Genomic DNA, 17,685 nt, shown 5'->3' on the forward strand with positions numbered 1-17,685 from the left:
AGCAGATCCGGTCCGCTCCCGTACACATCACTTCCGTTCGGAAAGCTCCACAGACTGCTCGTCATCGAGGAATGGCAGCTGGGCCGCTTCATCGAAGGCCGCCTTGCGATGGGCCGCCCAAGTCCACCCGATCAGGCCGATGAACATCATCAGCGAAACCAGGGTGATCAGGCTGCGCGCCACGTTGATGTCGAAATCCATGGCCAGCCTCGTTTCTTACTTGCGGGCGGTGCCCAGCACCTGGAGGTAAGCGATCAACGCATCCAGTTCGGTCTTGCCCTTGAGTTGCTCCGGCGCATCCGCGATCTCCTGATCCGTGTACGGCACGCCCACCTTGCGCAACGCGCGCATCTTGGGCTGGATGTCGTCCGGGTTCAGCTTGGCGTCCTTGAGCCACGGAAAGGCCGGCATGTTCGATTCCGGAACCAGATCACGAGGGTTGTTCAAGTGAATGCGGTGCCACTCATCGCTGTAGCGACCGCCCACCCGCGCCAGATCAGGACCGGTTCGCTTGCTCCCCCACTGGAACGGGTGGTCATAGACCGACTCTCCCGCCACCGAATAGGCTCCGTACCGCAAGGTCTCGGCGCGGAAAGGACGAATCATCTGGGAGTGGCAGGTGTAGCAGCCTTCCCGGGTGTAGATGTCGCGGCCCGTCTGCTGCAAGGCGGTGTAAGGCTTCCAGCCAGGAATGGGCTCGGTCGTCGAGTGCTGGAAGAACAGCGGCACGATTTCGACGATGCCACCGATGGCGACGGTGATCAAGATCAGCACGATCATCAGAAAGTTGCTGGTCTCGATCCGTTCGTGACCGCGAGGGGCGTGTTGTTGTGTAGCCATTTTTCTACTCCTCGTCCTGACTCAGGCGTGTGCCAGGGCCGTGGGAATCGGCACCGGCGTGATGCGGCCATTGGCCATGGTCTTGGCGACGTTCCAGGCCATGATCAGCATGCCGGTCAGGTAGAGGATCCCCCCCAACACGCGGATAACGTAGAACGGGTAGGTCGCCTTGACGCTTTCGACGAAGCTGTAGACCAGCGTGCCGTCAGGATTGACCGCGCGCCACATCAAGCCCTGCATCACGCCGGCAATCCACATCGATGCGATGTACAGCACGATGCCGATGGTGGCGATCCAGAAATGCAATTCGATGGCCCGGATGCTGTACATGCTCTTGCGACCGAACATCCGCGGAATCAGGTGATAAAGCGCACCGATCGTGACCATGCCCACCCAACCCAGCGCGCCGGAGTGAACGTGACCCACCGTCCAGTCGGTGTAGTGCGACAGCGCGTTCACCGTCTTGATGGCCATCATCGGGCCTTCGAAGGTCGACATGCCGTAGAACGACAACGACACGATCAGGAACTTCAGGATCGGGTCGTCACGCAGTTTGTGCCACGCACCCGACAGCGTCATGATGCCGTTGATCATGCCGCCCCAGCTCGGCGCCAGCAGCACCAGCGAGAAGATCATGCCCACCGATTGCACCCAATCCGGCAGCGCGGTGTAGTGCAGGTGATGGGGACCGGCCCACATGTAGGTGAAGATCAGCGCCCAAAAGTGGACGATCGACAGGCGATACGAATACACCGGGCGCTCGGCCTGCTTGGGGATGTAGTAGTACATGATCCCCAGGAAGCCGGCCGTCAGGAAGAAGCCCACTGCGTTGTGGCCGTACCACCACTGCACCATGGCGTCCTGGACGCCCGCGTAGGCGGAGTAGCTCTTCCACAGCGTGACCGGAATTTCAGCGCTATTGACGATGTGCAGCAACGCCACGGCGATGATGAAGGCGCCGAAGAACCAGTTGGCCACGTAGATGTGGCGCACCTTGCGGATCCCGATCGTGCCGAAGAACACCACCGCGTAGGCCACCCAAACAATAGCGATCAGGATGTCGATCGGCCACTCGAGCTCAGCGTATTCCTTGGCGGTGTTGATCCCCAGCGGCAGCGTGATGACGGCCGAAATGATGACCAAGTTCCAGCCGAGGAAGGTGAACCACGCCAGCTTGGGCAGGAACAACGCCGTCTGGCAGGTGCGCTGCACGACGTGATAGCTGGTGGCAAAAAGTGCCGAGCCCCCGAACGCGAAGATCACCGCGTTGGTGTGCAAAGGCCGCAGACGGCTGTAGGTGATGTACGGAATGCCCATGTTGAGCTCGGGCCAGGCCAGCTCAGACGCAATCCATACCCCCACCAGCATCCCGACGATGCCGTACACCACAGCGGCAATGGCAAACCATCGCACCACGGCATCTGTATAAACCGGCTGTTGGGCCGGCACGGAACTTGTTGCCATCGAAGGCCTCCTCTTCTTAAGACTCGGAAACACTAATCACGCGATTGTTTTTGAACTGGCAACGCCTTCGCTTGATCGGCGTCAACCGGTTCCGGATCCTGTTGCAGGATTCGCTCACCCTCTCGTTCCAGGTCGTCGAACTGACCCCGGTGCAGGGCCCACCCAAAAACCGCGATGATGGTCAATACCAACACGGCGGACAGCGGAATCAGCAGATAAAGAATGTCCATGATGGCCGTCAGCGCGACAGTCGAAGTGAATTGCCGACGACGATCAACGAGCTGAGCGCCATCCCCAGTCCGGCAGCCCAGGGCGGCAGGTGACCGGTCAATGCCAGCGGAATACACGCGCTGTTGTAGGCGGCAGCCCAGATGAAGTTCTGCCGGATGACGCGCAGCGTCCGGCGCGACAGCTGACGCGCCAACACGATGTCGCCGAGGCGGTTCGACGCAATCACCGCGTCGGCATGGACCCGCGAAACCAAGGCGCCCTGCCCCATCGCGAACGACACGTCGGCACGGGCCAGCACCGGCGCATCGTTCACGCCGTCGCCCACCATGCCCACCACATCGCCGCGCGCCTGCGCGGTCGCCAGCGCCGCCAACTTATCCTGAGGCAGGGCGTCGCCAACGGCGTCCGGGATCCCGATGCGCTGACCCAGACGGGTGACCCGCCTCGCCGCATCGCCGGACACCAAACCCAGGGACAAGCCCTCGTCGCGAAGCGCCCTGATCGCCTCCTGGGCGCCTTCCCGAAGGCGTTCCTGCAAGCCGAATTGCAGCAGAACCTGACCGCGAGGCCCGAAACAGACCTCGGCCTCGTCCGCATCGCCGGCAGGTCCCTCCAGACCATCGCGGACCCAGGCCGCCGAGCCCAGTCGCCAGACCCGTCCGTCTGCATCCTGCCCCTGCAGACCCCGCCCTGCGAGTTCCTGCACCTGATGCCATGCTGGCGCCTCGATGCCTTGCGAGTCGGGCGGTGCCGCCGCAACCAGCGCCTGCGACAGCGGGTGGGTGGACCACCGCGCCAAGGCCAACGCCGCCCGGATATCCGCCCGCTGGGGTTCCCCGCCATCGATGCCCCGAGTAGACACCCAGGCCAAACGGTCTTCCGTCAACGTTCCCGTCTTGTCCAGCAACAGACGGTTCATCCGGGCCATGGCCTCCAACGCATCCAGGCGCTGGAGCACCACGCCGCGCCGCGCCAGCGCGGCCGTCGCGGCCACCAGGGCCGAAGGCACGGCCAGCGACAGCGCGCACGGGCAGGTGACAATCAGGACCGACACCGCGACCCAGACCGCCCGCGACGGATCGATCACCGACCACGCGGCAGCGGCCCCGGCCGCCAGCACCAGCACGGCCCAGAGAAACGGGCCCGCCCAGGCATCGGCGCGCCTTGCCATCGCAGGGCGCTGGCTCAAGGCATCCCGCATCAGCGCCACGATGGCCTCGTAGCGGGTGTCGGCCCCGACGCGCAGCACGCGCATCACCACCGGATCTCCCAGGTTGATACTGCCCCCCACCAACTCGTCGCCGACCTGGCGCAACACCGGCCGCGACTCGCCCGTCAGCAAGGATTCATCGACGCGCGTACTCCCTTGCACCAAGGTTCCATCGGCGGGGAACGAGGCTCCGAGAGCCACGGCGACCCGATCCCCCGCCCTGAGGCGCTGAACGCTCACCACCTCCACCGAACCGCCATCCGACAGCCGCCGTGCCGTCTCGGGCATGCCCGCCAGGCTCTTTTCCAAAGCCTCGGCCGCCCGGTGGCGTGCGGCCATTTCGAGAAAGCGCCCTGCCAGCAGGAAGCTGATGAACATGGTGAACGAGTCGAAATAGACCTCGCTGCCAAACAGGCTGTTCGGCGCGAACGTGGCGCCGGAACTGGCGATGAAGGTCACGCCCAGGCCCAGGGCGACCGGAACGTCCATGCCGATGCGACGACTCCGCACGCTGTGCCAGGCATTTCGGAAAATCGTGCTTGCCGAGAAGATCAGCACGGGCAGCGAGACCAGCCAACTGCCCCAGTTCAACAATTGGCGCAGATCCGGCGCCAATTCGGCGCCTGAGGTGACGTAGCTGGGCGTTGCGAACATCATCACCTGCATGGCGCAGAAGCTGGCGACGAACAGACGCCACAGCGCCGTTCGACGCTCCTTGCGGCGCATTTCCCGAGCGGGTGCGGCGGCGTCGGGGACGGCGTCGTAGCCCGCGGATCGCACGGCTCGTACCAGCGCAGAGGCCGACGTCCTCGCCGGGTCCCAGCGCACGCGTGCACGCTGGCCAGCCGCATTGACCTGGGCCTCCAGCACGCCGTCCACGCCGCACAGGGCCGACTCGATCAAGCCGGCACAGGCGGCGCAGTACATGCCGGACACCAGGAAGGCCGATTCGCCCTGTCGCTGCCCCCCGGCGACTCCAGGAACCGGGTGAACGATTGCTGCGCCACCGGATCGTCAAGAACGTCCAGTTCCGCCCCGCCGGCGATGGCGGGGGCAGCGGAAACGGCGGAGGAAGCGTTCATCAGGCGGGCAAGACAACCTTGTCGACCGCCAAAGGGGCCGCGACGTTCGATAATCTAGCGTCACCCCGGTGCAACGTCATGACATTTATCAAGAATCAACCCTGTTTCCAATGGCTGGGCGCGATCCTGGCCCTTCTGTGCACAGTCCATGCTGCCCAGGCTCAGACGGAGCCGCAGCATTTGCCGACGATCACACTCTCGGCGGGCTTCTACAACATCACGGCCGAGGTCGCGACGACGGAAACGGAGCGGGAAATCGGGCTGATGTTCCGCCGACAGATGCCGGCTCAGAACGGCATGTTGTTCGTGTTCGAGGCGCCCGCCACGCAATGCTTCTGGATGAAGAACACCTTGATTCCCTTGTCCGCGGCCTTCATCGACGAACAGGGCACCGTCGTGAACATCGAGGACATGGCGCCGCAGACAGAAACCGGACATTGTTCGGCACGCCCGGTTCGATTCGTGCTGGAAATGAATCAGGGCTGGTTTGCCAAACGCGGCATGAAGGCCGGCTTCAAACTCTCGGGCGCGCCGTTTCGCTGAAAAAATAAAGGCCGGCATGGCCGGCCTTTTCAATGCCGCGCAAAAACGCAATCAGGCGAAATTGGCCTCGGCAAAACGCCAGTTGACCAACGAGTTCAGGAAGGTTTCGACAAACCGCGGACGCAGATTGCGGTGGTCGATGTAATAGGCATGTTCCCAGACGTCGATGGTCAGCAAGGCCTTGTCGGCGGTGGTCAAGGGCGTCCCTGCCGCGCCCATGTTGACGATGTCGACGCTGCCATCCGCCTTCTTCACGAGCCAAGTCCAGCCCGAGCCAAAGTTGCCCACCGCGCTCTTGGTGAACGCGTCCTTGAATGCCGCATAGGAACCCCACTTCGCCTGAATGGCCGACGCCAGGGCACCACTGGGCTCACCACCGCCGTCCTTCTTCAGGCAATTCCAGAAAAAGGTGTGGTTCCAGATCTGCGCCGCGTTGTTATAGATACCGCCGCTCGATTTGCGGACAATATCTTCCAGCGACAACTCGGCGAATTCCGTGCCGCCGATCAGGTTGTTCAGGTTGGTGACGTAAGCGTTGTGGTGCTTGCCATGGTGGTATTCCAGCGTCTCGCGGCTCATGTGGGGCGCGAGATCGTCCAGGCCGAAGGGCAGCGCAGGCAGCGTGTGGGTCATGCAGGTTCCTTTCGAGGTGAGATCAGCAAAGCATTCGATCGGCCTGGGGCCGAGCTTGCCGAGCTATTGTAGGCACCGGGTCATTCACCCAGTGCGGTCATGGGCGCCCTGGTCCTGCCCGGCTCCGCTGTGGGCCGGCCGCTTCAAACGGGTCGCGGAGATCGTGGCGTCGGCCTCCGAATCCGCCCAGACCGCGCGCACGGCCTGCCCGACGGCCAGCGACCGAGCCGACACCACAGGCTGGCCGTCCGAGGTCTCGACCCATGCATAGCCGCGCGCCAGCACCCGCCGTGGATCCAAGGCCTCCAGCCGGCGTTGTTGCCCCAGGACCAGTGCGCGCTGACGCTCCAGGCTCGCGTGAGCCCATTGCTTCAAGCGCATGCCCTGGTGCTGCTGGCTCTGAGCGGCCAGGCGCAGGGCTTGCCACAGCGCCGCCTGATGCCGCTCGCGCAGCGACGCCAAGCGTGCCGACTGGGTTCCGACCAGGTGGGCCGGCCGTTGCAGGTGCAGGCTCAGCAGGTCGAGCCGCTGCACGGCGCCCTCCAGGCGTCGGGTCACGGTCCGCCGCATCACACCGAATCGCTCCTGAAGCGCGAGCCACAAGGCCTCTCGCGCTGGCGCCACCAACTCGGCCGCCGCCGTCGGGGTGGCGGCGCGCAAGTCGGCCGCCAGATCGGCCAAGGTCACGTCCGTCTCATGGCCGACACCGCACACCACCGGTAGCGACGAAGCGGCCACCGCCCGCACCACGCGTTCGTCGTTGAATGCCCACAAATCCTCCAACGAGCCGCCGCCACGGCACAGGATCAGCACGTCCGCCCGGGGCGCCTGCTGGGCCGCCGCCAGCGCCGCCACCAGCGCTGCCGGCGCCTCGGCGCCTTGCACCGCACTGGGGTAGAACTGCACGGCCACGTGCGGCGCCCGGCGTTGCAAGGCGGTCAGCACGTCATGGAGCGCCGCCCCGGCTGCCGAGGTGATCACGCCGATGCAGCCCGGGTAGGCGGGAAGCGCCCGCTTGCGCGACGCGTCGAACAAGCCCTGGGATTCCAGTCGGGCACGCAGTCGCAGAAACTCCTCGTACAGGCTGCCAACGCCCACCGTCTGCAGCGCTTCCACCACCATCTGCAACTCGCCGCGGGACTCGTAGACCGCCAACCGGCCCCTCAACTCGACCTGCTGCCCGTCCCTCGGCAGGAAGGTCAGCATCTGGGCCGCGCGGCGGAACATCGCGCAGCGCAGCGCCGCACCGGTCTGAGCATCCTTCAGCGTGAAATAGCAGTGGCCGCTGGCTGCCCGGGTGAAGCCGGACAACTCGCCGCGCACGGTGACCGCCGCAAAGCGCGCCGCCAAGGCGTCCGTGACGGCCAGCAGCAATCCCGCGACAGTCCAGACCTGTGCCGCAACCGCCAGCGGCCCGTCGCGCCGAGCCGCGCCGGGGCCGTCATCCGCCATGGCCGCTCACAGATGCCCACATCGAGGCCACCGTCCACAGGCACAAACCCGGAGCTGTCACCAAATCGAAATGATGTGACATGTCGTTGATTTCATTTACTTTTTTGCCGCTGTTTTTTTCATCACCGTAAGCCGGGCCGCGCCAATGCACGCTTTGCGGGGCTTCAGGGCCGGGTTGCCCACAAAGTTTTCCACAGCCTTTGTGGATCGCGATGCCGTGACACAGACCCGCCATCGCTTCGGTCCATAATCGCGCGTCCCACGCATCCGGCCAAAGGCCAGAGGATTCTTTGCTGTCGATCATACAAGCCGCCGGTTGGCCGATCTGGCCCCTGATCCTGTGCTCCGTTGCCGCCCTGGCCCTGGTTTTCGAGCGACTCACGGCGCTGCGCCGAGCCCGGGTCGCTCCCGATGGCCTTGTCGACGAAGTGATTGCCGTCAGCCGCCAAGGCCTTCCTTCGGCCGATACCTTGGCCAAGTTGGCCGGTAACTCGATGCTCGGAGCGGTGCTGGCATCGGGTTTGAAGCTGGTCTCGCTGGACCCGCGGTGTCCCGAGCCGATGTTGCGCCAAGCGTTCGAGAGTGCCGGGCGCAGCGCCGCACACCGACTCGAGCGCTACTTGAACGCGATCGCGACCATCGCGTCTGCGGCGCCGCTGCTGGGTCTGCTGGGCACGGTGATCGGCATGATCGAGATCTTCGGCTCGCAAAGCACCGGCAGCGTGGCCAATCCGGCCCTGCTGGCACACGGCATTTCGGTGGCACTCTACAACACGGCCTTCGGCCTGATCGTCGCGATCCCGTCGCTGATGAGCTATCGCTTTTTCCGTGGTCGGGTCAACGACTACCTGCACGACATGGAACAAGGCTCGGAGCGGGTGCTGCAACACCTGCTGCGCCTGCCCGTTCGCCAACCCGGTTGAATCGGATCGGCCATGAATTTCCGCCACCCGCCGAGCGAGGAACCTGAGATCAACCTGATCCCGTTCATCGACGTTCTTCTCGTCGTGTTGATTTTTTTGATGCTGTCGACCACCTACTCCCGGTTCACCGAATTGCAGGTGACGTTGCCGGTGGCCAATGCCGACGGGTCGAAGGAGCGGCCAGCCGAGATCATCGTGTCGGTGGCCGCCGATGGCCGTTACGCGATCGACGGCCAACCGATCGATGGCCGCAACGTGGATCTGCTGACCGCGGCACTGCAACAGGCTGCCAGCCAGCGAAAAGACCCGTTCGTCATCATTTCGGCGGACGGCACGACCACTCACCAGTCGGTCATCAACGTGCTGGATGCCGCGCGCCGGGCCGGCTTGGTGCGCGTGACCTTCGCCGCCCAGGCGGGCAGCGGTGGCGGTAGCGCGGCACCCACGCGCTGAATCGCTCCGCCGGCAATGCCTCTTGCCGACCGGCTCTCGGCCGCATTGCAATCCCAGTGGTGGCAGAGCCGTCCGCGCTGGCCCGCTCAGTTGCTGAGGCCGCTGGCGCTGCTGGTACAGGTACTGAGCCGGTGGCATCGCTGGCGACAGTCTGGACCGCAGCGCCATACCGTCCTCTCGGTACCGGTGATCGTGGTCGGCAACCTGATCGTCGGCGGCGCAGGCAAGACACCCACGGCGATCGCGCTGCTGCAATGGCTGCAGTCTCAAGGCTGGCATCCGGGCCTCGTCTCGCGCGGCTACGGCCGCCTGAGCGACCAGCCGCTGGACGTGGACCGGGGCGTTTGCGCGCGTGCCGGCGGTGACGAGCCGCTGCTGATTCACCTGCGCACCGGGGTGCCGGTGCGCGTGGGACGGGATCGCCTGCAAGTCGCCAAGGACTTGGTGGTCTCCCATCCCGAGGTCGATATCCTGGTGTCGGACGACGGGCTGCAGCACTGGCGCCTGCCGCGGGACCTGCAGATCCTGGTCTTCGATCACCGCGGAACAGGCAATGGCCTGACCTTGCCGGCCGGGCCGCTGCGCCAGCCGCTGCCCGGCCAAGTGCCTCCTCGATCGCTGGTGCTCTACAACGCCGACCGACCCAGCACCCCGCTGCCCGGCAGCGTCGCCCGCCGCGGCCTGGCGGGCGCCCAGTCGCTGCAGGACTGGTGGTCCGGCGGCTCGCCGTCCGCCGCCGTCTTGCGCGATCTGGCGGCTCGTTCGCAAGCCGCGCCCTTGCTCGCCGCCGCCGGCATGGCAGAGCCGGAACGATTCTTCTCGATGCTGGAAACAGCCGGGGTGCGCATCGCCCGCCTGCCGCTGCCCGACCATGCCGACTTTGCCGAACAGCCCTGGCCGGCCGGCACGCCCGAGTTGCTGCTGACGGAGAAGGATGCGGTCAAGCTGATCCCCCGACAGGTCGGCGGCACCCGCATCTGGGTGGTGACGCTAGACTTCCGGCTTCCCCCCGACTTCACCGACGCGCTGACGCGTGCGCTCCCGCGCCGTTCCCCTGTGCAATGAGACCCCCATGACCATGGATCATCGACTGCTAGAGATGCTGGTGTGCCCCCTGTGCAAGAGCGCGCTACGGCTGCGGCGCGACGAAGCGCAGCGACCGGTTGAATTGGTCTGCGTGGCCGATCGCTTGGCCTTTCCGGTGCGCGATGGCATCCCGGTGATGCTGGAACACGAGGCACGCAGCCTGGATGCCGAGGAAGAGGCGTGAGCTTTTCGGTGCTGATCCCAGCGCGCATGGCGTCCACCCGCCTGCCGGACAAGCCGCTGGCCGATCTGGGCGGACAGCCGATGGTGGTGCGTGTCGCACAGCGCGCGCGCCTCGCCGGCGCCCGGCAGGTGATCGTGGCCACCGATGACGAGCGCGTCCGCCGGGCCTGCGCCGCCCACAACGTGCCCGCCCTGCTCACCCGTAGCACCCATGTCAGCGGCAGCGACCGGCTGGCCGAAGCCTGCGAGCAACTGGGGCTGGACGGCGACGACATTGTCGTCAACGTGCAAGGCGACGAACCCTTGATCGAGCCGGACCTGATCAGTGCCTGTGCTGCACTGTTGCAGGCCCATCCGGATTGCTCGGTGGCGACCGCAGCCCATGCCATCGAAGCCGTGGCGGATTTTCAGAATCCCAACGTGGTCAAGCTGGTGATGGACCAGTCGGGCCGCGCGTTGTATTTCAGCCGGGCCCCCATCCCGTGGTGGCGCGACGGTTCGCGCGAAGGCCAGGCCGCGCTGCCGCCAGTGAGCGCGTGGCGACACGTCGGCCTGTATGCCTACCGTGCCGCGACCTTGAGACGCTTTCCGATGCTGCCGCCGGCGCCGCTTGAACAGGTCGAATCGCTGGAACAACTGCGCTTCCTGTGGCATGGCGAGCGCATCGTGGTTCACCGTGCCGACCACGCGCCGGCCCCGGGCGTGGATACCCCCGAAGACCTGGCCCGCGTGCGATCGTTTTTCACCGGGTAAGCCCGGTGCACCCTGCGCTCGCCGTCAGGCTCGCGCAGGGGATCGCATGCTATGCTGGACCAAACCCTGTGCAGGCACCGGCGGCGTCGCCGTGGCCTCCACGGCTGCCTGTGGCAGCCACCCAAAATCACATCAAAGAGGCAACCCATGCGACTGATCCTGTTGGGCGCCCCCGGCGCCGGCAAAGGCACCCAGGCCACCTTCATCTGCCAGAAATTCGGCATCCCGCAGATTTCCACCGGCGACATGCTGCGCGCCGCCGTCAAGGCGGGCACCGAGCTGGGCCTGGCGGCCAAAAAGGTGATGGACGCCGGCGGGCTGGTGAGCGACGACATCATCATCGGCCTGGTCAAGGAACGCATTGCGCAGCCCGATTGCGCCAACGGGTTCCTGTTCGACGGCTTTCCACGCACCATTCCGCAGGCCGAGGCGATGAAGTCCGCCGGCGTCAAGCTGGACCTGGTGCTCGAGATCGACGTGCCCGACGAGGCCATCATCGAGCGCATGAGCGGCCGCCGGGTTCACGTGGCGTCGGGTCGCACCTATCACGTCAAGTTCAACCCGCCCAAGGTGGCCGGCAAGGACGACGTGACCGGCGAAGACCTGATCCAGCGCAAGGACGACGACGAGGCCACTGTCCGGACCCGCCTGGAGGTCTATCACAGCCAGACCCGGCCGCTGGTCGACTACTACGGTCAGTGGGCGGCGACCGGCGACGCGCTGGCGCCGAAGTACCGCAAGATCTCGGGCCAGGGCAAGGTCGAGGACATCACCGCACGGGCGATGGACGCGCTGCGCTGACCGAGGCGATGCTGCGCCACCGGGGCCGCCATGGGCGGCCCTTTTTGTTGTCGCCGCAGGTGGGCAGGCGCCTGCTGAAGCCGGTGGCATCGTTCCCGCACCTCAGGTTTTCCGCAAGCGCCCTGACCGCCAAGCTGTCGGACAATTGACGTTTACGTCAACGTCAATCCTTACGGAGAACTCTCATGGATATCGCAGGCAAGGTCTTCATCGTCACCGGCGGCGCCTCTGGCCTGGGCGAAGGCACAGCGCGCATGCTGGCCGCAAACGGCGGCAAGGTGGTGGTCGCCGATCTGCAAGCCGACAAGGGCGAGGCCCTGGCGCGTGAACTGGGTGGCGTGTTCGTGCGCTGCGACGTCAGCAGCGAGGCCGACGGCCGTGCCGTCGTGGCTGCCGCCACAGCGCTGGGCAAACTCGCCGGCCTGGTGAACTGCGCCGGCATCGCGCCCGCCGCCAAGACCGTGGGCAAGGAGGGTCCGCACCCGCTGGACGCCTACACCAAGGTGATCATGGTGAACCTGGTCGGCAGCTTCAACATGATCCGCCTGGCGGCCGACGCCATGTGCCGGAACGAACCGGAAGCGACCGGCGAGCGTGGCGTGCTGATCAGCACCGCCAGCGTGGCCGCCTACGACGGCCAGATTGGCCAGGCCGCGTATGCGGCCAGCAAGGGCGGCGTGGTCGGCATGACGCTGCCGATCGCACGCGATCTGGCGCGCAACGGCATCCGCAACATGACGATCGCGCCCGGCATCTTCGGCACCCCGATGCTGTTCTCGATGCCGCAGGAGGTACAGGACGCGCTGGCCGCGGGCGTGCCCTTCCCCAGCCGCCTGGGCAAACCCGAGGACTACGCCAAGCTGGTGCACCAGATCATCACCAACGACATGCTCAATGGCGAGGTGATCCGCCTCGACGGCGCGATCCGGCTGGCGCCAAAATAAACCACCGCCTCAGGCGCCGAACCGAGGCCGTGCCTGGCATTCTTCGGGCTGCAACGGTGACCATCCTCCCGATGGTTCGCCTTGCGGCGGTCCCCTTGTGTCACGTGGATAGGAGTCGAGAGTTCATGAAGCGTCACCCCCTGCTCGCAACCATTGCGCTGGTCCTCGTCGCCGGATGCGCCGCCGCGCCGCCTGCTCCATCTGCCGCTGCCGCATCGCGGCCTGTCTGCACGCGGGAATACGGCGTCGGGACCATGCTTCCGAAAAGCCATTGCGACACTGCAGCGACCGAAGCGGAACGCCAGCAGATGATCGACACCTTGCAAAGGCAGATGCCACCAGGCGGCAACAAGGCAACAGGCGCCGGCGGCTAAGTTCGGGCCACCGTGCTGCCGTGCGCTGTTCGGGCCAGGCATGTGCGTCTCCAACGCCGAGGCTCGTCCGGATTCGGATCCGTGCGGCCTCGATGCCGGCCTGTCGAGGTGGCCCGCTCGAGTCGCTCGGGGCCCTGCTTGCCATCGGAATCCATCGCTCCGTCAACTGATGTCCATGTCGCGCGACCCTCCCCGGAATTTCACTGGCCGCAACATCGCTGCAGCCACCTCGATCACGCTCGATGCGTTGCGGAATCGGGCCGATGCCTTGCTTCGAGCGCACCGCTATCAGGAGGCGATCCCCGCGTATCGCGAGCTGCTGGCCGCGTCTCCGCGCTTTGCCGACGGCTGGTACAACTTGGCCTATCTGCTCCAGATCGCGGGGCAGTTCGCCGATGCCATCTCGTGCTACGAGCGCGCCATCGATCTGGGGGTCGAGCGTCCCGAGGACGCATGGCGGAACAAGGCACTGATGCTCGTGGAGCACCTTGCCAGGCCCGGGGACGCGGAACAGGCGCTGCGCGCAGCGCTGCAATGCAACGATCGGTTCGTCCCCGCGTGGGTGGATCTGGGCCGGGTCGCCGAGCAAACGGGGCGACGCGATGAGGCCCGCATCGCCTATGAACGCGCACTGTCCGTCGACCCGTCGAACGCGCTGGCGCTGTCGCACCTGGCCAATGTCACCAAGGTCACCGCTGCCGACGATCCGCTCTTAGCTCGCTTGCGCAGTGCCGTGGCGGATCCGCGGCTTGCGGCCGCCGATCTGGCTGCGCTGGGCTTTGCGCTGGGCAAGTCCCTGGACGAAGCGGGAGCCTATGACGAGGCTTTTGTTGCCTACTCACGGGCAAATCAAGCCAGCCGATCGACCGGTGGCCCCGGCTGGCGCGGCTACGACCGATCTGCATGGGAGAACTGGACACGAGGTTTGCCAGAGTGGTTCCGTGGCGATGACGGGCCTGTGCCGACTGCTGCCGACGAGCCGCAGCTGATCTTCATCTGCGGCATGTTTCGCTCCGGGTCCACGCTTGCAGAAACCATTCTCTCGAGTCATCCGCAGATCACCGCCGCCGGTGAGCTGGATCTCATTCCTCGCATCGGTCGCGATCTGTGGGCCCGCGTCAGCGCGGGAGGGTCTCCTCGGGATGCACAGCACCTGGCCGATGCGCGCGAGTACTACCTGCGTTCCGTCCGCACACTCTATCCCGGTGCGCGCGTGGTCACGGACAAACGTCCGGACAACTTCCTGCATGTGGGCTTGATCAGGCGCTTGTTTCCGGCCGCCAAGATCATTCACACCCTGCGCGACCCGCTCGACACCTGTCTGTCGGTGTTCTTCACCCACTTCGATGTGTCGCAAACCTATGCCACCGATCTGCGCGACATCGGGCACTGGTATCGGCTCTACGAAGACCTGATGGCGGCGTGGAAGGCCCAGCACGGGTCGAACATCCTGGACGTGGGTTACGAAGCGCTGATCAGCGATCCACAACAACAGATTGCCCGACTTCTGAATTTCATCGGGCTCGACTGGGACGATGCCTGCATGGATTTCCATCAGGCAAAGCGCTCGGTCCAGACGCCCAGCGTCTGGCAGGTCAGACAGCCCCTCTATTCGAGCTCATGCGGTCGCTGGCGAAACTACCGTTCGCACATCGATCCGCTCGTCTCGGCCCTGGGGCGGCAGAGCGCCTAGCGACGGCTCACGCCACCGCCTTCGTTCGGTCATCGCGCCGCGGCGGTGCGACGCCACGATGGCCCTCTCGCCTCACCCACCCAAGGCGCGTTACACACCTCCGAGGTCAGCGAAAAAATGGCCTGCCGTCGGAAACGGCAGGCCATCTTGCGCGGGCATCGCAGCGGACCTCACGGCCGCTGCGCGCCACGACGCTGCTTAGAACGAGTAGGTGCCGCGAGCGTAGTACGAGCGGCCGATCGGGTCGGTGTAACGCGGGTCGTAGCCCTGCTGGAACGTCACCCCCTGGTTCGACGCCGGCGGGTTGGTGTCAAACAGGTTGCGCACACCCACCGTCAGCGAAATACCCTTCTTGGGTGCCCAGGTTCCATACAGATCCCAGAGCGAATAATCGCTGACCGTGTGTCCCAGGAACGCCGCCTTGACCTGGCTCGGATCGTTCTGATCCAGATAGCCCGACTTGTAGCGATTGACCAGTCCGACGGTCCAGACATCGCGCGTGAACGACATGTTCAGCGTGTGCTGCCAGCGGAAGACCGGGCTCGAGCCCGAGAACACGCCGGCGTTTTGCAGCCACTTGCCACCTTCCTCCTGCTGGTACTCGTACTGGGCGACGTAGGTGCCGTTCAGGTCGATGTTGACCACGCCGCCACCCAGGCGCTGGTGATGCGACACGTTCAGGTCGACGCCGTTCGTGTTGGTGCCGCCCAGATTGCTCTTGGTGTCGGTGATGTAGCCGCAGGACACCCCGGGGCAGTCGCGTCCGCTGACCGACAGCGTGCCATCCGGGTTGCGCACGAACAGCCCGGCGTACTTGGTCGGGTCATTGAAGATCAGCGACTCGTCCAGCGCGTTGATCTGATGCTGCAACCGGACCCACCACAGGTCGATGCTGGCGCTCGTGCCGGCCGCCGGCTCGACGACGAAGCCCAAGGTGAAGGTCTTGGATTTTTCCGGCTTCAGGTTCGGATTGCCACCCTGTTGAAGCATGAACTGCGTGTTGCAGTATTTCGCGTCGGCCGGATTCAGGGGCGTACCGTCCTTGCAGAGCACCGGATCGTTCCACGAGTTCGCCGTGTTGGTGTAGGTGACCGGCGCATTCAGTTCATACAGCGACGGAGCACGGAAGCCGGTGCTGTACGCGCTGCGGATCAGCAACTGCTTCATCGGCTGGAAGCGCATCGAGACCTTCGGGTTGATCGTGTTGCCGAAGTCGCTGTAGTGGTCGTCCCGGACCGCACCGGTAAATTCCAGCGTCTTGGTCACCGGGACGTTCAACTCGGTGTAGGCGGCATAGATGTCGCGCGAACCCTTGCTATCCGTCGCCGGGTCGAAACCGGTGCTCGACACGACCAAGGACGCGAAGGCCGCGTTGGCCACATCCGAGAACTTCTCGTGGCGGACTTCCGCGCCGACGGCCAGGGCCGACGAGCGCCCGGAACCGAACCAATCGCCCACCTCGCGGCTGGCGTGGCCGCTGACGGAATAGGTCTCGCCCTTGGCGGTCTGCAAGCGGCCGGAGACCTCGGCGGCCTTGATGAAGGCCACGCTGGTCGCGTCCGGCTGATCGGTGAACGGATTGAACGCGCCGCTGGCGGCACCGCTGTAGATCGTGTTGTCATTCAGGTAGCCCCCGGTGACACCGTCGTCGATCTTGTTCTGGTTGTAGGCCATGGCGGCGCTGTAGTCCCAGGCGCCGAGCGTGCCCTCCAGCGTGGCCAGCAGGCGCTGCTGCGTGTTGGTGGTTTCGCCCTGGCGCGGGCCACCAGGCACCGAGCGCCAGTAGGCGTAGATCGGCTGGGTCGGGTCCAGCGTCGCCGACGGCGATGGGGTGATGCCGGCACCCGGGTAGTACTGCGTGCCCGGATTCACGGTCAGGCCGGCGTACGGCACCGGCGCGATGACGGTATCGACCACGTCGCGCGTGATGAAGTACTGCAGGCCCGCCTGGTGGTTGTCGTTGATCCGGAAGGTGCCCTTCAGCATCGCCGAGGTGCGCTCCGACTTGGGCACCATGTCGACCCACTTCGTGTAGTCGTAGCGGCAGGTCGAACCATCACCGGACGGGAACAGGAACGGATTCGAGTTGCAGTTCGGGCCCGCCGTGTTGGCAGTGTTGTAGGTGCCCGTCGTATCGGCCCAGAAGTAATTCGCCGGGAACGTGTTGAACGACGACTTCTTGACGCCGAGGGCCGGGATGTTGCCGCTCGCGCCGAACGGGCGCTGCGACGACGACAACTCTTCCTGCTTCTGGACGTCCAGGAAGCCCATCACGTTGTAGCCCTGGCTGCCGAGGTCACCGAAGCCGAAGCCGACGTTCCCGTTGTAGGACTTGCCGCCGGGGTGCTGCGGCGACTCCGCCTGCAGCGTGATCTGCCCGCCCTTCAGGGTTTTCTTCGTGATGAAGTTGATCACGCCGCCGATCGCGTCGGTGCCGTAGAGCGACGAGGCGCCGTCACGCAGCACCTCCACCCGCTCCAGCGCGGCGAACGGGATCATGTTCAAGTCAGGGGCGGAACCGTCGATCGCGTTGTCCGCGACCCGGTAGCCGTCCAGCAGGACCAGCGTCTTGTTCGCGCCCAGGCCGCGCATGTCGGCAAAGGCCGCACCACCGGTTCCGGCGCCCACCGACTGGCTGGTGCCCTGCGACGACTGGCTGGTCGAAAGCATCTGCATGATCTGCTCGACGCTGGTGACGCCCTGGTCCTTGAGCTCATCCAGCTTGTAGACCGTGACCGGCACCGCGGTCTCGGCGTTGATGCGCTTGATCGCAGACCCGGTGATTTCAATGCGCTGCGCGTCCGGCGTCTGCGCATCCTGCGCCATGGCCGGAGCGCTCATCGCTCCGCCGATAGCGAGCAGCACGCCAATGCTGATCTTGGTTCTCTTGAACATGTGGACTCCTGTTGCGAAGAAAGGTGATGGATAGACCCCACTTCCTAGCAAGCGGCATACCGCTCTTGTGAAACGGTGATGAAGCTGCCGGAACTGTTGTGTTTTTGATTGTCAACGAAGGTTGC

Annotated in this window: 18 protein-coding genes and 1 pseudogene; 10 read left to right on the forward strand and 9 right to left on the reverse strand. The window is 65.3% G+C overall.

From position 1 onward, the window contains the following. Positions 1-27: 27 nt before the first annotated feature. The 5 genes and pseudogenes from AC0N04_RS14300 to AC0N04_RS14320 all read right to left on the reverse strand — a co-directional run bounded on the left by AC0N04_RS14300 (position 28) and on the right by AC0N04_RS14320 (position 4,672). The gene (locus tag AC0N04_RS14300) at positions 28-201 is read right to left on the reverse strand and encodes a cbb3-type cytochrome oxidase subunit 3 (RefSeq protein ID WP_474282782.1); all 174 of its coding nucleotides are present in this window, start codon (positions 199-201) and stop codon (positions 28-30) included. 15 nt (positions 202-216) lie between these two features. Continuing rightward, positions 217-840 carry a cytochrome-c oxidase, cbb3-type subunit II gene (gene ccoO, locus AC0N04_RS14305; RefSeq protein ID WP_474282784.1) on the reverse strand — a complete coding sequence of 208 codons (624 nt, stop codon included), beginning with the start codon at positions 838-840 and terminating at the stop codon, positions 217-219. 21 nt (positions 841-861) lie between these two features. Then, positions 862-2,304: a cytochrome-c oxidase, cbb3-type subunit I gene (gene ccoN, locus AC0N04_RS14310; protein WP_474282786.1), complete on the reverse strand. Its 1,443-nt coding sequence runs from the start codon at positions 2,302-2,304 to the stop codon at positions 862-864. Positions 2,305-2,399: 95 nt separating this feature from the next. Beyond that, a pseudogene (gene ccoS / locus AC0N04_RS14315) lies at positions 2,400-2,534 on the reverse strand (cbb3-type cytochrome oxidase assembly protein CcoS); the annotation flags it as partial. A gap of 8 nt (positions 2,535-2,542) precedes the next feature. Next, the gene (locus AC0N04_RS14320; protein ID WP_474282788.1) at positions 2,543-4,672 is read right to left on the reverse strand and encodes a heavy metal translocating P-type ATPase; all 2,130 of its coding nucleotides are present in this window, start codon (positions 4,670-4,672) and stop codon (positions 2,543-2,545) included. A 233-nt stretch (positions 4,673-4,905) separates the two neighbouring features. On the opposite strand from AC0N04_RS14320, the gene AC0N04_RS14325 reads away from it, so the two are divergent. Then, positions 4,906-5,370 (forward strand): DUF192 domain-containing protein, encoded by a 465-nt coding sequence (locus AC0N04_RS14325; RefSeq protein ID WP_474283074.1) that lies wholly within the window; start codon positions 4,906-4,908, stop codon positions 5,368-5,370. A 51-nt stretch (positions 5,371-5,421) separates the two neighbouring features. Here the strand turns inward: AC0N04_RS14325 and AC0N04_RS14330 are convergent, their stop codons facing one another. From AC0N04_RS14330 to AC0N04_RS14340, 3 genes are all read right to left on the reverse strand, one after another. Then, the gene (locus AC0N04_RS14330) at positions 5,422-6,003 is read right to left on the reverse strand and encodes a Fe-Mn family superoxide dismutase (RefSeq protein ID WP_474282790.1); all 582 of its coding nucleotides are present in this window, start codon (positions 6,001-6,003) and stop codon (positions 5,422-5,424) included. An 84-nt stretch (positions 6,004-6,087) separates the two neighbouring features. Further along, positions 6,088-7,455, reverse strand: coding sequence for an exodeoxyribonuclease VII large subunit (gene xseA / locus AC0N04_RS14335; RefSeq protein ID WP_474282792.1), 1,368 nt, complete (start codon positions 7,453-7,455; stop codon positions 6,088-6,090). Beyond that, complete coding sequence (locus AC0N04_RS14340) at positions 7,445-7,759, reverse strand: hypothetical protein (RefSeq protein WP_474282794.1); 315 nt, start codon at positions 7,757-7,759, stop codon at positions 7,445-7,447. The genes xseA and AC0N04_RS14340 overlap by 11 nt, the downstream gene beginning before the upstream one ends. Between AC0N04_RS14340 and AC0N04_RS14345 the strand changes: the two genes are divergently transcribed. The 9 genes from AC0N04_RS14345 (at position 7,746) to AC0N04_RS14385 (ending at position 14,665) form a co-directional block, all read left to right on the forward strand. After that, positions 7,746-8,378 carry a MotA/TolQ/ExbB proton channel family protein gene (locus AC0N04_RS14345; protein WP_474282795.1) on the forward strand — a complete coding sequence of 211 codons (633 nt, stop codon included), beginning with the start codon at positions 7,746-7,748 and terminating at the stop codon, positions 8,376-8,378. The genes AC0N04_RS14340 and AC0N04_RS14345 overlap by 14 nt on opposite strands. A 12-nt stretch (positions 8,379-8,390) precedes the next feature. Next, on the forward strand, positions 8,391-8,831 hold the full coding sequence (locus AC0N04_RS14350; RefSeq protein WP_474282797.1) for an ExbD/TolR family protein: 441 nt from the start codon (positions 8,391-8,393) through the stop codon (positions 8,829-8,831). Between the two features lie 15 nt (positions 8,832-8,846). Further along, entirely contained in the window at positions 8,847-9,896 is a 1,050-nt protein-coding gene (gene lpxK / locus AC0N04_RS14355) for a tetraacyldisaccharide 4'-kinase (protein ID WP_474282799.1), read from the forward strand. A gap of 13 nt (positions 9,897-9,909) precedes the next feature. Beyond that, positions 9,910-10,101, forward strand: a complete 192-nt coding sequence (locus AC0N04_RS14360; RefSeq protein ID WP_474283075.1) for a Trm112 family protein — start codon at positions 9,910-9,912, stop codon at positions 10,099-10,101. Beyond that, positions 10,098-10,853: a 3-deoxy-manno-octulosonate cytidylyltransferase gene (gene kdsB / locus AC0N04_RS14365; RefSeq protein WP_474282801.1), complete on the forward strand. Its 756-nt coding sequence runs from the start codon at positions 10,098-10,100 to the stop codon at positions 10,851-10,853. Before AC0N04_RS14360 ends, kdsB begins: the two co-directional genes overlap by 4 nt. 147 nt (positions 10,854-11,000) lie before the next feature. Beyond that, positions 11,001-11,654 carry an adenylate kinase gene (gene adk, locus AC0N04_RS14370; protein ID WP_474282804.1) on the forward strand — a complete coding sequence of 218 codons (654 nt, stop codon included), beginning with the start codon at positions 11,001-11,003 and terminating at the stop codon, positions 11,652-11,654. 185 nt (positions 11,655-11,839) lie between these two features. Further along, positions 11,840-12,598, forward strand: coding sequence for a 3-hydroxyacyl-CoA dehydrogenase (locus AC0N04_RS14375; protein WP_474282807.1), 759 nt, complete (start codon positions 11,840-11,842; stop codon positions 12,596-12,598). Between the two features lie 125 nt (positions 12,599-12,723). Beyond that, entirely contained in the window at positions 12,724-12,972 is a 249-nt protein-coding gene (locus AC0N04_RS14380; RefSeq protein WP_474282809.1) for a hypothetical protein, read from the forward strand. Between the two features lie 175 nt (positions 12,973-13,147). Next, the gene (locus AC0N04_RS14385) at positions 13,148-14,665 is read left to right on the forward strand and encodes a tetratricopeptide repeat-containing sulfotransferase family protein (protein WP_474282811.1); all 1,518 of its coding nucleotides are present in this window, start codon (positions 13,148-13,150) and stop codon (positions 14,663-14,665) included. Between the two features lie 198 nt (positions 14,666-14,863). Here the strand turns inward: AC0N04_RS14385 and AC0N04_RS14390 are convergent, their stop codons facing one another. Beyond that, positions 14,864-17,560, reverse strand: a complete 2,697-nt coding sequence (locus AC0N04_RS14390) for a TonB-dependent receptor (protein ID WP_474282813.1) — start codon at positions 17,558-17,560, stop codon at positions 14,864-14,866. Between the last annotated feature and the right edge of the window lie 125 nt (positions 17,561-17,685).

The organism is Ideonella sp. sgz306126, from assembly GCF_056032705.1.

Excerpts from the sequence above, each read along its gene's own strand:
- AC0N04_RS14320 (WP_474282788.1), bottom strand. The coding sequence starts at position 4,672 with ATGTACTGCGCCGCCTGTGCCGGCTTGATCGAGTCGGCCCTGTGCGGC.
- AC0N04_RS14300 (WP_474282782.1), bottom strand. The coding sequence starts at position 201 with ATGGATTTCGACATCAACGTGGCGCGCAGCCTGATCACCCTGGTTTCG.
- AC0N04_RS14380 (WP_474282809.1), top strand. The coding sequence starts at position 12,724 with ATGAAGCGTCACCCCCTGCTCGCAACCATTGCGCTGGTCCTCGTCGCC.
- lpxK (WP_474282799.1), top strand. The coding sequence starts at position 8,847 with ATGCCTCTTGCCGACCGGCTCTCGGCCGCATTGCAATCCCAGTGGTGG.
- AC0N04_RS14360 (WP_474283075.1), top strand. The coding sequence starts at position 9,910 with ATGGATCATCGACTGCTAGAGATGCTGGTGTGCCCCCTGTGCAAGAGC.
- AC0N04_RS14350 (WP_474282797.1), top strand. The coding sequence starts at position 8,391 with ATGAATTTCCGCCACCCGCCGAGCGAGGAACCTGAGATCAACCTGATC.
- AC0N04_RS14375 (WP_474282807.1), top strand. The coding sequence starts at position 11,840 with ATGGATATCGCAGGCAAGGTCTTCATCGTCACCGGCGGCGCCTCTGGC.
- xseA (WP_474282792.1), bottom strand. The coding sequence starts at position 7,455 with ATGGCGGATGACGGCCCCGGCGCGGCTCGGCGCGACGGGCCGCTGGCG.
- ccoN (WP_474282786.1), bottom strand. The coding sequence starts at position 2,304 with ATGGCAACAAGTTCCGTGCCGGCCCAACAGCCGGTTTATACAGATGCC.
- AC0N04_RS14340 (WP_474282794.1), bottom strand. The coding sequence starts at position 7,759 with ATGATCGACAGCAAAGAATCCTCTGGCCTTTGGCCGGATGCGTGGGAC.
- adk (WP_474282804.1), top strand. The coding sequence starts at position 11,001 with ATGCGACTGATCCTGTTGGGCGCCCCCGGCGCCGGCAAAGGCACCCAG.
- AC0N04_RS14390 (WP_474282813.1), bottom strand. The coding sequence starts at position 17,560 with ATGTTCAAGAGAACCAAGATCAGCATTGGCGTGCTGCTCGCTATCGGC.
- AC0N04_RS14325 (WP_474283074.1), top strand. The coding sequence starts at position 4,906 with ATGACATTTATCAAGAATCAACCCTGTTTCCAATGGCTGGGCGCGATC.
- AC0N04_RS14330 (WP_474282790.1), bottom strand. The coding sequence starts at position 6,003 with ATGACCCACACGCTGCCTGCGCTGCCCTTCGGCCTGGACGATCTCGCG.
- ccoO (WP_474282784.1), bottom strand. The coding sequence starts at position 840 with ATGGCTACACAACAACACGCCCCTCGCGGTCACGAACGGATCGAGACC.
- AC0N04_RS14385 (WP_474282811.1), top strand. The coding sequence starts at position 13,148 with ATGTCGCGCGACCCTCCCCGGAATTTCACTGGCCGCAACATCGCTGCA.